Annotated in this window: 12 protein-coding genes and 1 tRNA gene; 10 read left to right on the plus strand and 3 right to left on the minus strand. The window is 71.6% G+C overall.

Annotated features, from left to right (window positions below):
* Nucleotides 1-10: 10 nt before the first annotated feature.
* Nucleotides 11-460: an SRPBCC family protein gene (locus AB0J57_RS25985; RefSeq protein WP_366130827.1), complete on the plus strand. Its 450-nt coding sequence runs from the start codon at nucleotides 11-13 to the stop codon at nucleotides 458-460.
* Between the two features lie 39 nt (nucleotides 461-499).
* A tRNA-Val gene (locus AB0J57_RS25990) sits at nucleotides 500-571 on the plus strand.
* 58 nt (nucleotides 572-629) lie between these two features.
* Here AB0J57_RS25990 and AB0J57_RS25995 read toward each other — a convergent pair.
* Nucleotides 630-1,355 carry a 3'-5' exonuclease gene (locus AB0J57_RS25995; RefSeq protein ID WP_366130690.1) on the minus strand — a complete coding sequence of 242 codons (726 nt, stop codon included), beginning with the start codon at nucleotides 1,353-1,355 and terminating at the stop codon, nucleotides 630-632.
* Between the two features lie 155 nt (nucleotides 1,356-1,510).
* Between AB0J57_RS25995 and AB0J57_RS26000 the strand changes: the two genes are divergently transcribed.
* From AB0J57_RS26000 to AB0J57_RS26015, 4 genes are all read left to right on the plus strand, one after another.
* The gene (locus AB0J57_RS26000; RefSeq protein WP_366130691.1) at nucleotides 1,511-2,077 is read left to right on the plus strand and encodes a DUF4365 domain-containing protein; all 567 of its coding nucleotides are present in this window, start codon (nucleotides 1,511-1,513) and stop codon (nucleotides 2,075-2,077) included.
* The gene (locus AB0J57_RS26005) at nucleotides 2,074-3,291 is read left to right on the plus strand and encodes a hypothetical protein (RefSeq protein ID WP_366130828.1); all 1,218 of its coding nucleotides are present in this window, start codon (nucleotides 2,074-2,076) and stop codon (nucleotides 3,289-3,291) included. The genes AB0J57_RS26000 and AB0J57_RS26005 overlap by 4 nt, the downstream gene beginning before the upstream one ends.
* A 111-nt stretch (nucleotides 3,292-3,402) precedes the next feature.
* Nucleotides 3,403-5,379 carry a threonine--tRNA ligase gene (thrS, locus tag AB0J57_RS26010; RefSeq protein WP_366130692.1) on the plus strand — a complete coding sequence of 659 codons (1,977 nt, stop codon included), beginning with the start codon at nucleotides 3,403-3,405 and terminating at the stop codon, nucleotides 5,377-5,379.
* A gap of 91 nt (nucleotides 5,380-5,470) precedes the next feature.
* Nucleotides 5,471-6,031 carry an HIT domain-containing protein gene (locus AB0J57_RS26015; protein WP_366130693.1) on the plus strand — a complete coding sequence of 187 codons (561 nt, stop codon included), beginning with the start codon at nucleotides 5,471-5,473 and terminating at the stop codon, nucleotides 6,029-6,031.
* Nucleotides 6,032-6,041: 10 nt separating this feature from the next.
* Here AB0J57_RS26015 and AB0J57_RS26020 read toward each other — a convergent pair whose 3' ends face one another.
* Entirely contained in the window at nucleotides 6,042-7,688 is a 1,647-nt protein-coding gene (locus AB0J57_RS26020) for a hypothetical protein (protein WP_366130829.1), read from the minus strand.
* Nucleotides 7,689-7,869: 181 nt separating this feature from the next.
* Nucleotides 7,870-10,071, minus strand: a complete 2,202-nt coding sequence (locus AB0J57_RS26025; protein WP_366130694.1) for an elongation factor G-like protein EF-G2 — start codon at nucleotides 10,069-10,071, stop codon at nucleotides 7,870-7,872.
* Nucleotides 10,072-10,330: 259 nt separating this feature from the next.
* Between AB0J57_RS26025 and pgsA the strand changes: the two genes are divergently transcribed.
* The 4 genes from pgsA (at nucleotide 10,331) to AB0J57_RS26045 (ending at nucleotide 13,819) form a co-directional block, all read left to right on the plus strand.
* On the plus strand, nucleotides 10,331-11,017 hold the full coding sequence (gene pgsA / locus AB0J57_RS26030; RefSeq protein WP_366130695.1) for a phosphatidylinositol phosphate synthase: 687 nt from the start codon (nucleotides 10,331-10,333) through the stop codon (nucleotides 11,015-11,017).
* Nucleotides 11,014-11,928, plus strand: a complete 915-nt coding sequence (locus tag AB0J57_RS26035; protein WP_366130696.1) for a phosphatidylinositol mannoside acyltransferase — start codon at nucleotides 11,014-11,016, stop codon at nucleotides 11,926-11,928. Before pgsA ends, AB0J57_RS26035 begins: the two co-directional genes overlap by 4 nt.
* The gene (locus tag AB0J57_RS26040; protein WP_366130697.1) at nucleotides 11,925-13,085 is read left to right on the plus strand and encodes a glycosyltransferase family 4 protein; all 1,161 of its coding nucleotides are present in this window, start codon (nucleotides 11,925-11,927) and stop codon (nucleotides 13,083-13,085) included. The genes AB0J57_RS26035 and AB0J57_RS26040 overlap by 4 nt, the downstream gene beginning before the upstream one ends.
* A gap of 185 nt (nucleotides 13,086-13,270) precedes the next feature.
* Nucleotides 13,271-13,819, plus strand: a complete 549-nt coding sequence (locus tag AB0J57_RS26045) for a hypothetical protein (RefSeq protein WP_366130698.1) — start codon at nucleotides 13,271-13,273, stop codon at nucleotides 13,817-13,819.
* Nucleotides 13,820-13,891 lie beyond the last annotated feature (72 nt).

Here is a 13,891-nt window from a genome sequence, read left to right on the forward strand (position 1 = left end):
GACTCGGAGCATGGACTGGTGCCACTACCGCTTCCGCAGCGTCTGGGACGTACCCGCCCCTCCGGACGCCGTCTACGCGGTCCTGGAGCGGCCCGAGGAGTACCCCCACTGGTGGCCGCAAGTGCGCGAGGTGACCCGCCTCGACGAGCGCAGCGGCACCGCCCGCTTCCGCTCCTTCCTCCCCTACGACCTCGTCGTCACCCTCACCGAACGGCGGCGCGACCCCGCCGCCAGGGTCCTGGAGACCACGCTCGCGGGCGACCTCGAAGGGTGGGCCCGCTGGACCCTGACCTCGCCGGGCGGCGACCGCACGCGTGCCCTCTACGAGCAGGAGGTCGACCTCCAACGGCCCCTGATGCGCCGCCTCGCCATGCCCGGCCGGCCCCTCTTCCTCGCCAACCACGCCCTGATGATGCGAGCGGGGCGCCGGGGGCTGGCGGCCCACCTGCATACGGTTTGAAGGAAACGGGCCCGGACCTGTATGGTTCAGTGCGTTCCCGGGCGATTAGCTCAGTGGGAGAGCGCTTCGTTCACACCGAAGAGGTCACTGGTTCGAACCCAGTATCGCCCACCGGGAAAGGCCGATCCGTCCATGACGGGTCGGCCTTTTTGTACGCCCGGAACGTTCGTCACGCGGCCGCCGGCAGCGCCGGGCGCAGCGGCCACGCCGGATCCACCGCCTCCTCCGAACCGTTGCGCGCGAACCACGCCTGGAGGCCGCGCGCCTGCGCGGCGTGCCACACCGCCTGCAAGGTGTGCAGCTCCGCCGGGGAGAGCCGCTCCAGCCGGGCCGCGAACCGGCGCCCCACCGCCCGTACGACCTCCAGCGCCGCCGTCGCGTCCGCCGCCGCGTCGTGCGCCCCCTCCAGTGCCACCTCGTAGTGGGCGCACAGATCCGTCAGCGTGCGGCGGCCCTTGCGGTACCGGTCCAGATGCTTGTCCAGCACCCGTGGATCCAGCACGCACAACGGGACGTTCTGGAGGTAACGGGAGAGCGACGAGGCGCGGTGACGGCGCAGCTCCCGGTCCAGGAGGGTCAGGTCGAACGGGGCGTTCATCACCACCAGCGGCCGGCCCGCAGCCGACTGCTCGGCGAGCTGCCGCGCTATCTCCTCCATCACGGGTGAAGGCCAGCGGCCGTTGCGCTGGAGGTGATCGTCCGTCAGTCCATGCACCTCCGTGGCGGCCGGCGGCACCGGCACGCCGGGATTCACCAGCCAGCGGGTGGCCCGGATCCGCCCGCCCGGCGCGTCCTGGACGACGAGGGCGGCCGAGACGATCCGGTCCACCTCGACGTCAACTCCGGTCGTTTCCGTATCAAATGCGGCCAGGGGCCCTTCATACCAGAGCGTCATTCCCCGAACTCCTCGCACATGCCTGGCAGATGGCGTGATCCCCCTGCCCGAATCGGTGATACCCGCGCCGTTTGCACCGTACGCAACGCGGTGACAACACAGGTGAGGGGCAGTCGAACTGACGCCCCGTCGTCGCCTGGAAGGCATGGGGAGCCATGGCGCTCGCGCAGCCCGAACACGGGGGGCTGCTGCCCCAGCAGACCGCACCGCTGCGGGGCGCACTCGCCACCACCGCCTGCATGGAGACCCTCCAAGTGGGCTACCTCCACGCGGTCGCCGCCGCGGCCGGCTGCTCGCTGTCGCAGCCCTTCCCGGACAACGGCATCGACTGGCACATCAGCCACAGCGCCCCCGGGCACGCCGTGGACGACGAGGTCACCATCAAGGTGCAGCTCAAGTGCACGTACCAGATCCCGCCGCACCCGCCGGGTCCCGCCTTCTCCTTCACCCTCGACAACGACCACCTGGTGAAGCTGGCCCGCACCCCCGTGTCGGTGCACAAGATCCTGGTCGTGATGATCGTCCCCAGGACCCGGGAGGAGTGGCTGCGCGCCGGCCACGACCGTCTCGACCTGCGGCACTGCTGCTACTGGACCAACCTCGCGGGCCACCCGGTCACCGGCAGGCGCCGCACCACCGTGCGCATACCTACCAATCGGATATTCGACGACCGGGCGCTCTGCGAGATCATGACCCGGGTCGGGGCGGGAGGAAGACCCTGATGCACCGGCCGATCGACGAGCCCATGCGGCCACATCCCACGACCACGCCCTCGGGGCCGGTCGGTCCCCTCGACCCCGCGCAGGTCGACCCCCGCGTCCTCGGCGCCCTGCTGGACCGGCACGGCTGGCGCCGGCGAGGCGGGGCCCCCGGACGCTACAGCCGCTGGACCCCGCCCGGCCCCGGCGCCGGGCCCACCAGCCTCCTCGTCCCCGAGAGCCGCGCCTTCCCCGACTGCGAGGACCTCATCGGCGAGGCCCTCACCGCCCTCTCCCGCTGCGCCGCGCCCTCCGCGCGGGAGGTCCTCGTCGGCCTGACCGTGCCGAGCGACGAGGTCCGCTGGTGGCGGGACGTCCCCCAGGGCCCCTCCGGCACCGTCTCGTGGGCGGTGCAGGAACAGCTCCGCTCCGCCGCCCGGCAGGTCCTGCTGGCCGGTGCCCTCGCCGTGCGCGGCCGGGCCGGCTACCACGGCGCCCGCCACCGGCGGCAGGCGCAGGCCTCGCTGGAGGGCGTCCTCGTCGGCACCGCGCAGGGCGGGCGCGGCCTGACCGCCTTCGTGCCGGTCGACCCCGGCCGGGCGGTCACCACACGGCTGTACCACGCGTTGTACGCCGCCCGGGAGGCCGTCGACTACCAGCGGGCGACCGGCAGGCCCGAGGCGTTCGACTCGGCCGTCGAAGCGGGAGTGAGCCGGGAACTGACCGAGGCGCTCATCTCACTCGTACGCGGCGCCGAAGGGGCCCGGATCGCCCTGGCGTGGGCGCCCGCCGCCGGAGTGCCGGAGGGGTGCGCGGCCCGGCCCGAGCCGGTCGAGTTCTCGCCGGGCGACCTGCCCGCGCTGCGGGAGGCGGGCGCCCGCTACCTCCAGGACGAGCCGTCCGTGCCGGTGCGGATCACCGGGACGGTGGTGCGCATGCGCCGGTCGGGGCCGCGCGGGGCGGGCACGGTGCGGCTGCGGGTGCTGGCCGGGGCGGAGGTGCCCCACGTACGGGTGGCGCTGGACGAGGACGCCTACCGCACGGCCGGGCACGCGCACCTGGTCGGGCTGCCCATCCGGGTGGCGGGGCGGCTGGAGAGCCGGGGCGGCTTCCGGCGGCTGACGGACGCCTCCGGGGTCGTACCGGTGCAGGTCGACGAGGCGGAGCGGGACCGGCTCATGAAGTCCCTCCACGAGAACCTGGGCTTCTTCGGGGAGGCGTGCGGGCCGGGGGACTGAAGCCCGGAGAGGGGCAAACCGTTTCGCGGGTGGGCCGGGCGGCTCGGTACCATGACGTATCGCGCCTGCCATGCGTTATGGAGGCGCTTCCCCTTCAGTCAGGAGAGACCGGTGTCAGACGTCCGTGTGATCATCCAACGCGATTCCGAGCGGGAAGAGCGCGTGGTGACGACGGGCACTACGGCCGCCGACCTCTTCGCCGGTGAGCGCACCATCGTGGCCGCCCGGGTCGCGGGCGAGCTGAAGGACCTCGCGTACGAGATCAAGGACGGCGAGACCGTCGAGCCGGTCGAGATCTCCTCCGAGGACGGCCTGAACATCCTCCGCCACTCCACCGCGCACGTGATGGCGCAGGCCGTGCAGGAGCTGTTCCCCGAGGCCAAGCTGGGCATCGGCCCGCCGGTCAAGGACGGCTTCTACTACGACTTCGACGTGGACAAGCCGTTCACGCCCGAGGATCTCAAGGCCATCGAGAAGAAGATGCAGGAGATCCAGAAGCGCGGCCAGCGCTTCTCGCGCCGCGTCGTCACCGACGAGGCCGCCCGCGAGGAGCTGGCGAACGAGCCGTACAAGCTGGAGCTCATCGGCATCAAGGGCTCCGCGTCCAGCGACGACGGCGCGGACGTCGAGGTGGGCGGCGGCGAGCTGACCATCTACGACAACCTCGACGCCAAGACCGGCGAGCTGTGCTGGAAGGACCTCTGCCGGGGCCCGCACCTGCCCACCACCCGCAACATCCCGGCGTTCAAGCTGATGCGGAACGCGGCGGCGTACTGGCGCGGCAGCGAGAAGAACCCGATGCTCCAGCGCATCTACGGCACCGCGTGGCCCTCCAAGGACGAGCTGAAGGCCCACCTGGACTTCCTCGCCGAGGCCGAGAAGCGCGACCACCGCCGCCTGGGCACCGAGCTGGACCTGTTCTCCATCCCGGACCAGATCGGCTCCGGCCTCGCCGTCTTCCACCCGCGCGGCGGCATCATCCGCCGGGTCATGGAGGACTACTCGCGCCGCCGCCACGAGGAGGAGGGGTACGAGTTCGTCTACACCCCGCACGCCACCAAGGGCCGCCTCTTCGAGACCTCCGGTCACCTCGACTGGTACGCCGAGGGCATGTACCCGCCCATGCAGCTCGACGAGGGCGTGGACTACTACCTCAAGCCCATGAACTGCCCGATGCACAACCTGATCTTCGACGCGCGGGGCCGCTCGTACCGTGAGCTGCCGCTGCGCCTGTTCGAGTTCGGGACGGTGTACCGGTACGAGAAGTCCGGCGTGGTGCACGGCCTGACCCGCGCCCGTGGCTTCACCCAGGACGACGCGCACATCTACTGCACCAAGGAGCAGATGGCGGAGGAGCTCGACAAGACGCTCACCTTCGTCCTGAACCTGCTGCGCGACTACGGCCTGACCGACTTCTACCTGGAGCTGTCCACCAAGGACCCGGAGAAGTACGTCGGCTCCGACGAGGTGTGGGAGGAGGCCACCGAGACCCTGCGGCAGGTGGCCGAGAAGCAGGGCCTGCCCCTGACCCCGGACCCGGGCGGCGCGGCCTTCTACGGCCCGAAGATCTCGGTCCAGGCGAAGGACGCGATCGGCCGGACCTGGCAGATGTCGACCGTGCAGCTCGACTTCAACCTGCCGGAGCGGTTCAACCTGGAGTACACCGCGCCGGACGGCTCCCGCCAGCGGCCGGTCATGATCCACCGCGCCCTGTTCGGCTCGATCGAGCGGTTCTTCGCGGTGCTGCTGGAGCACTACGCGGGCGCCATGCCCCCGTGGCTGGCCCCGGTGCAGGCGGTCGGCATCCCGATCGGCGACGCGCACGTGCCGTACCTCCAGGAGTTCGCCGCCGAGGCGAAGAAGAAGGGCCTGCGGGTCGAGGTGGACGCGTCCTCGGACCGGATGCAGAAGAAGATCCGCAACCACCAGAAGCTGAAGGTGCCGTTCATGATCATCGTCGGCGACGACGACATGAACGCCGGCACGGTCTCCTTCCGCTACCGGGACGGTTCCCAGGAGAACGGCATCCCGCGCGAGGAGGCCATCGCCAAGCTCGCCGACGTGGTGGAGCGCCGCGTACAGGTCTGACGCACCCGCCAGGGGCGGTCCCGGTCGCCGGGGCCGCCCCCTCGGCGGTTCCGGCCGCCCCTCGCCGCTTCCCGCTTCACCGCCAGCGAATATGCTGGCCCGCATGACGAGTGAGCCGGAACAGCAGATCGGAGTCGGGACGCCTGACGCGTTCCAGCGCCTGTGGACGCCCCACCGGATGGCCTACATCCAGGGCGAGAACAAGCCGACCGGCCCCGGGGCCGATGACGGCTGTCCGTTCTGCACCATCCCGGCCAAGTCCGACGAGGACGGTCTGGTCGTCACGCGCGGCGAGAAGGTGTACGCCGTGCTCAACCTCTACCCGTACAACGGCGGGCACCTCATGATCGTCCCGTTCCGGCACGTCGCCGACTACACGGAGCTGGACGACGCCGAGACCGCCGAGCTGGCGCTGCTCACCAAGCAGGCGATGACGGCGCTGCGCACCGCCTCCGGGGCGCACGGGTTCAACATCGGCATGAACCAGGGCGCGGCGGCCGGGGCCGGCATCGCCGCCCATCTGCACCAGCACATCGTGCCCCGCTGGGGCGGCGACACCAACTTCATGCCGGTCGTCGGCCACACCAAGGTGCTGCCGCAGCTCCTCGGTGACACGCGCCGGATGCTGGCCGACGCCTGGCCCGCCGCCTAGTTCGCGTCGGTCACGCGTCGTACGAGTCCGCCTTCTTCGGCATCGGGTCCTGGACGAAGCCGCTGAGGACCATCGAGCGGTTGGTGAAGCGTTCGGTGTCCACGCCGTGCTCGTCGAGCATCTTGATGGTCGCGGCGTGCACGGCACGCATCACGGGCGTGGCCGCGCGGATGGCGTCGTCGGCCATGAAGCGGTGGCGCCAGGGCTGGGAGGCCCAGGCGTGCCGCAGGCCGAAGGGCTCGGGCAGTACCAGCTTGCCGCCCAGGAAGTCGAGGACCGGCGGGAACCAGGTCAGCGGGGCGCGGACGGCCAGCCGTACGACCTCGTCGTTGTCGATCAGCGGCAGCACGATGTCCCGGGTCTCCCAGAACCGGATGGTCTTGGAGACGGTCTTCTTCTTGGGCTCCGGCTTCGTCGTGAACAGGCCGTGCACGGGCCCGAGCGCATGGCCGGTGACCTCGATGCGCAGCGTGTGCAGGAGCGCCGTGACGGTGACCATCATGGTGAGGACGAGCTGGCCGTCCCAGAGCACGAACTGCACGCCCAGGTAGTGGCGGTTGCCCTTGCCGAACTGGTTCTCGTTGCAGATGCGCTGTATCTCGTGCGGCTTGACCTGGTACGCGACGATGTCCTCGCCCTCGGGCCGGGCGACCTCCTTCGCGCCTTCCCCGACCGGGGTGACGATCCAGTGGTTGACGGACGGGGTGGGGAAGCCGGTCTTGAGGGTGCCGCGCTCCAGCATCTTGAGCTCGTCGTGGATGGGCCGGATCACGTCCCAGGTGCGGAAGGCGTGGATCTCCTTGCCCTCCTGGGGGACGAGCTCCTCGGCGAGGTGCCAGCTTCCCCAGCGGGTGCCCATGCCGAGGATGCCCTTGGGGCCGGCGTAGAAGAGGACGTTGGAGCGCTGCTCGGCGGTGAGCTTCTCCAACTGCTGGCGCAGTTCCTCGGCGGCGGTCTCGTTGGGGTCGTGCGGCACGGCCTCGGGGATCTTGGGGCCCATGCCGCCACCGCCGCTGAGCAGGGAGTCCCAGCGGGCGCGCAGGTCCTTCGCGGTTGATTCGCAGATCCGCTTGGCCAGGAACCAGCCCACCACCGGGGCGATGAGCATGGCGCGGAGGTAGAGCGCCAGGAAGCCGGTGAACGGCAGCCGGAAGAGGAAGAGCGCGGCCAGGATGCCGGCCCCCACGAGCAGCAGGGTGCCCAGCGCGCCGGAACGCTTGCCGACGGCGCCGCCGGCCAGGGTGCGGCGCAGTTGGAAGACGGTCAGCCACAGCAGCATCCCGGGCAGGAACAGCACGCCGAAGACCACGGTGATGAGGGTCAGCAACTTGTCGCGCTGCTTGCGGATGCGGGTGGCGGCCAGGCAGTGCTCGACGATCGGCTGCGGCTCGGTGCCGAAGGACTGGATGAGCGGCTTGCGGGCGCCGCCGAGCATCCGGACCTGCACGGCACGGGAGAACGCCTCGCCCAGGGTCGGTTTGAAGAGCGAGAACTTGCCCTTCGTGACCGTCGACTCGTGCCATTCGTTGTTGGCCTTGAGGATCTCCTCGACGTCGACGTTCTCCCGGTACGCGGCGGAGGCCAGGGCGTGCGTCGCCACGGTTTGACCGGCCGAGCCCTGGAGCGGGACCTGAGCCCCGGGACCGAAACTGTCCATTGTCACTTCGCCGCCCCCATCGCCGCGTGTGTCCGCACTGCGGTCTGTTCCCAACCCCTGTGCTCCGCACACCTGCTGAGCTGGGCACTACAGCCTATCGAGGGCGTCGGCCGCGCGTCGGCGGACCGGCAGAATGCCGCCCGCCGCAATGGAGTTGGGCGGGCGGCACGGCCAATGTTTCCTACCCTTCGGCGCGTTCGCGGACCTTCTCGGCGATCTGTGGTGGCATCGCCTCGTGACGGGCGTAGCTGCGGTCGAACCGGCCCGTGCCGTGGGAGATCGAGCGGAGGTCGACGGCGTACCGCCCGATCTCGATCTCCGGTACGTCGGCCCGTACGAGCGTCCGTCCCTGCCCCGCCTGTTCGGTGCCGACGACGCGGCCGCGCCGCCCGGACAGGTCGCTCATGACGGGGCCGACGTATTCGTCGGGGACGAGGACCTGGACTTCGGCGACCGGTTCCAGGAGGTCGATGCGGGCGTCCGCCGCCGCCTCGCGCAGCGCCAGGGCGCCGGCTGTCTGGAACGCCGCGTCGGAGGAGTCGACCGAGTGCGCCTTGCCGTCGAGGAGGGTGACGCGCACGTCGACGAGGGGGTAGCCGGCGGCGACGCCCTTCGCGGCCTGGGCGCGTACGCCCTTCTCGACGGACGGGATGAACTGGCGCGGCACGGCGCCGCCGACGACCTTGTCGACGAACTCGATGCCCGCCCCGGGCGGCAGCGGCTCGACCTCGATCTCGCAGATGGCGTACTGCCCGTGCCCGCCGGACTGCTTGACGTGCCGTCCGCGCCCCGCGGCCTTGTCGCCGAACGTCTCGCGCAGCGACACCTTGTGGGGTACGACGTCGACCTGGACGCCGTACCGGCTGCGCAGCCTCTCCAGCGCCACGTCCATGTGCGCTTCGCCCAGGCACCACAGGACGACCTGGTGGGTGTCCTGGTTCTGTTCGAGGCGCATGGTCGGGTCCTCGGCGACCAGCCGGGACAGCCCCTGGGACAGCTTGTCCTCGTCCGCCTTGCTGTGCGCCTGGATGGCGAGCGGCAGGAGCGGGTCGGGCATCGTCCAGGGCTCCATCAGGAGCGGGTCGTCCTTGTTGGAGAGGGTGTCGCCGGTCTCGGCGCGGGACAGCTTGGCCACGCAGGCCAGGTCGCCGGCGATGCAGTGGTTGAGCTGCCGCTGCTGCTTGCCGAAGGGCGCGGAGAGGGCGCCGATCCGCTCGTCGACGTCGTGGTCCTCGTGGCCCCGGTCGGCCAGCCCGTGCCCGGAGACGTGGACGGTCTCGTCGGGGCGCAGGGTGCCGGAGAAGACCCGTACCAGGGAGATCCGGCCGACGTACGGGTCGGAGGAGGTCTTGACGACTTCGGCGACCAGCGGTCCGTCCGGGTCGCAGGTGATCTGGGGGCGTGGTTTGCCGTCGGGGGTGGTGACGGCGGGCGCCTCGCGCTCCAGGGGCGTGGGGAAGCCGCGGGTGATCAGCTCCAGCAGCTCGACCGTGCCGAGGCCCTGCTTTCCGCCGGGCGCTGCCGGGGCGGCGGCGAGTACGGGGTGGAAGGTGCCGCGTGCGACGGCCTTCTCCAGGTCGTCGATGAGGGTCTTGAGGTCGATCTCCTCGCCGCCGAGGTAGCGGTCCATGAGGGACTCGTCCTCGCTCTCGGCGATGATGCCTTCGATGAGGCGGTTGCGGGCCTCCTCGATGAGCGGGACCTGGGCCTCCTCGGGCGGATTCTCCTTCCGTTCGCCGGACGAGTAGTCGAAGATCTTCTGGGTGAGGAGGCCGACGAGTCCGGTCGCGGGGGCGTGGCCGTCGGGCGTCTGCGGGCCCAGGACGGGCACGTACAGCGGAAGGATGGCGTCGGGGTCGTCACCGCCGAAGATCCGCGCGAGGACCCGGGTCAGCTCGTCGAAGTCGACGCGCGCGGTGTCGAGGTGGGTGATGACGATGGCGCGGGGCATGCCGACGGCCGCGCACTCCTCCCACACCATGCGGCAGGAGCCGGCGATCGCGTCGGCCTCCTGGGCGGCCGAGACGACGAAAAGGGCCGCGTCCGCTGCGCGCAGACCGGCCCTCAGCTCCCCGACGAAGTCGGCGTATCCGGGAGTGTCCAGCAGGTTGATCTTGTACCCGCCCCATTCGAGGGGGACGAGGGAGAGCTGTACGGAGCGTTGCTGGCGGTGTTCGATCTCGTCGTAGTCGGAGACCGTGCCGCCGTCCTCGACCCGGCCCGCCCGGTTGACCGCTCCGGCGGTCAGTGCGAGGGCCTCGACCAGGGTCGTCTTGCCGGATCCGCTGTGGCCGACCAGCACCACATTCCGTACCGATGAGGGCTGGTCGGCCGTTACTGCCCTGCCGGCGGCTCCGGGGTGTGCGTTCGCCTTGTCGCCCATGATTCTTCCTCCTGATCGCGAGTGCACGGTCACGTGCACGGTGGAGGTGGGGGGCGCGGGCGCGGGGGAGCCCCCTTGGGGCAGCTCCGGCGGTGCCCGCGGTCATCCTTCGAGCTTTCCACTCAGGCCAGGTTGCGTCCATACGTCCGACACCGCGACGGGAGCAGGGTGCCCGGGGGTGGCGGGTGCCCCTGCCTGGCTACGATGGGCCAGCCGGTGGCCGTTGGGGCCGCACGGCCCACCGACCCTCGGGAAGGCCATGCTGAACAAGTACGCGCGTGCTTTTTTCACGCGTGTTCTCACACCGTTCGCCGCGTTTCTGCTCCGCCGCGGGGTCAGCCCCGACGCCGTCACGCTGATCGGCACGGCCGGCGTGGTGGCGGGCGCGCTGGTCTTCTTCCCCCGGGGGGAGTTCTTCTGGGGCACGATCGTCATCACGCTGTTCGTGTTCTCCGACCTGGTGGACGGGAACATGGCCCGGCAGGCGGGCATCTCCAGCCGCTGGGGCGCCTTCCTCGACTCGACCCTGGACCGGGTCGCCGACGGGGCGATTTTCGGTGGCTTCGCGCTGTGGTACGCGGGCAAGGGCGACGACAATGTGTTGTGTGCCGTGGCCATCTTCTGCCTGGCGAGCGGCCAGGTCGTTTCGTACACCAAGGCGCGTGGCGAGTCGATCGGCCTGCCCGTCGCGGTGAACGGCCTGGTCGAGCGGGCGGAGCGGCTCGTGGTCTCGCTGGTGGCGGCGGGCCTGGCCGGGCTGCACGGGTTCGGTGTGCCGGGCATCCAGGTGCTGCTGCCCATCGCCCTGTGGGTGGTGGCCGTGGGCAGTGCCGTGACGCTCGGGCAGCGGGTGGTGACGGTGCGCCGCGAGTCGGCGGAGGCGGACGCGGCGGCGGGCTCTCCCGAGGTGGGCGGTTCCGGTGCCAGGGGGAGTGAGGCGACATGAGCGCGGTGCGTGAACGGTTGACCGACGCGCTGTACGGGCTCGGCTGGAGCGCGGTGAAGCAACTGCCCGAGCCGGTGGCGGCCGGTCTCGGCCGGCGGATCGCCGACACGGCGTGGAAGCGGCGCGGCAAGGGCGTGCTGCGCCTGGAGGCCAACCTCGCGCGCGTGGTGCCGGACGCCTCCCCGGAGCGGCTGGCCGAGCTGTCGAAGGCCGGGATGCGCTCGTACATGCGCTACTGGATGGAGTCGTTCCGGCTGCCGGCGTGGAGTGCGGAGCGCGTCAGGGACACCGTCGACGTCAAGGACGCGCACTACCTGACGGAGGGCCTGGCCGCCGGCAAGGGAGTCGTCCTGGCGCTGCCGCACCTGGCGAACTGGGACCTGGCGGGCGTGTGGGTCACGCGCGCGCTGGGCGTGCCGTTCACGACGGTCGCCGAGCGGCTGAAGCCGGAGACGCTGTACGACCGGTTCGTCGCGTACCGGGAGTCGCTGGGCATGGAGGTCCTGCCGCACACCGGCGGCTCGGCGTTCGGGACGCTGGCGCGGCGGCTGCGGGCGGGCGGCCTGGTGTGCCTGGTCGCCGACCGTGACCTGTCGGAGTCGGGCGTCGAGGTGAAGTTCTTCGGCGACGCGGCGCGGATGCCGGCCGGGCCCGCGATGCTGGCCCAGCAGACCGGCGCGCTGCTGCTGCCGGTGACGCTCTGGTACGACGGAACGTCGACGATGAGGGGCCGGGTCCATCCGCCCGTCGACGTACCCGAGACAGGTACGCGCGCCGAGAAGACGTCCTCCATGACACAGGCGCTGGCCGATGCCTTCGCCACCGGAATCGCCGAGCACCCGGAGGACTGGCACATGTTGCAGCGGCTGTGGCTCGCGGACCTGGATCCCGCGAAGGGACCCGACGCGTGAGGATCGGCATCGTCTGCCCGTACTCCTGGGACGTGCCGGGCGGCGTCCAGTTCCACATCCGGGACCTGGCCGAGCACCTGATCCGGCTCGGCCACGAGGTGTCCGTGCTGGCCCCGGCGGACGACGAGACCCCGCTGCCGCCGTACGTCGTCTCGGCGGGGCGCGCGGTCCCCGTGCCGTACAACGGCTCGGTCGCCCGGCTGAACTTCGGCTTCCTGTCGGCGGCGCGGGTGCGGCGCTGGCTGCACGACGGCACGTTCGACGTGATCCACATCCACGAGCCGGCCTCGCCGTCGCTGGGGCTGCTGTCCTGCTGGGCGGCGCAGGGCCCGATCGTGGCCACCTTCCACACGTCCAACCCGCGGTCGCGGGCCATGATCGCCGCGTACCCGATCCTCCAGCCCGCGCTGGAGAAGATCAGCGCGCGTATCGCGGTCAGCGAGTACGCGCGCCGGACGCTCGTCGAGCACTTGGGCGGCGACGCGGTCGTCATCCCCAACGGGGTCGACGTCGACTTCTTCGCCGGGGCGGAGCCGAAGGCGGAGTGGCAGGGCGGCACGCTCGGGTTCATCGGGCGGATCGACGAGCCGCGCAAGGGCCTGCCGGTGCTCATGAAGGCCTTCCCGAAGATCCTCGCCGCGTGCCCCGACACCCGGCTGCTGGTCGCGGGCCGGGGAGACGAGGAGGAGGCCGTCGCGTCCCTGCCGGCCGACATGCGGCGGCGCGTGGAGTTCCTCGGCATGGTCAGCGACGAGGACAAGGCGCGGCTGCTGCGCAGCGTGGACGTGTACGTGGCGCCCAACACGGGCGGCGAGAGCTTCGGCATCATCCTGGTCGAGGCCATGTCGGCGGGCGCGCCGGTGCTGGCCAGCGACCTGGACGCGTTCGCGCAGGTCCTGGACCAGGGCGCGGCGGGCGAACTCTTCGCCAACGAGGACGCCGACGCCCTGGCGAAGACGGCGATCCGCCTGCTCGGCGACGAGGAACGGCGCCAGGAGCTGCGGGACCGGGGCAGCGCCCATGTCCGCCGCTTCGACTGGTCGACGGTCGGCGCGGACATCCTCGCGGTCTACGAGACGGTCACGGACGGCGCGGCCTCGGTCGCCACGGACGAGCGGCTGGGGCTGCGGGCGCGGTGGGGGCTGGCGCGGGACTGACGCCGGACCGGGTGGCGGGTGACGCGTCGCGCCTGACGTGTGGCGTGTGGCGCGTGGGACTCGGCGGGTGGGGCCGGGCGGCGGGTGCCTGGCGCCGTGCTCGGTGACGGCTGCGGCCCGGTGGGGGTGGGCCGGGGCGTACCGGCGCCCGGGCGCAACGCGGCGTCCCGGTAGCCTGTGCGCCCGTGATCGAAACCCTCATCTGGATCGTCGTCGGCCTGGTCGCCATCGGGCTCTACCTGAGCTGGACCGCCGGGCGGCTCGACCGGCTGCACGCGCGGATCGACGCCGCCCGCGCCGCGCTCGACGCGCAGTTGCTGCGGCGTGCCTCGGTCGCCCAGGAGCTGGCCACCTCGGGTGTGCTCGACCCGGCGGCGTCGATCGTGCTGTACGAGGCCGCGCACGCCGCCCGGCAGGCCGAGGAGGAGCAGCGGGAGGTGGCCGAGAGCGAGCTGAGCCAGGCGCTGCGCGCGGTGTTCGGCGAACCGGAGCAGGTGGAGGTGGTACGTCAGGCCCCGGGCGGCGAGCAGGCGGCCGGCGAGCTGGCGGCGGCGGTGCGCCGGGTGCCGATGGCGCGCCGGTTCCACAACGACGCCGTACGCGCGGCCAGGGCGCTGCGCAGGCACCGCAAGGTGCGCTGGTTCCGGCTCGCGGGGCACGCCCCGTTCCCGATGGCGTTCGAGATGGACGACGAGCCGCCGGTGGCGCTGGCGGACCGGCCGGGGAGCGGCTGACCTCGGGAAAACGAGCCACCGGGTCACTATTGGCCCTTGATGTGGACTGGGTGGCCCGGGTTTCCTCGGTGT

The sequence above is a fragment of the Streptomyces sp. NPDC049837 genome, from assembly GCF_040674455.1.
In the GTDB taxonomy this organism is placed as follows: Bacteria; Actinomycetota; Actinomycetes; order Streptomycetales; family Streptomycetaceae; genus Streptomyces.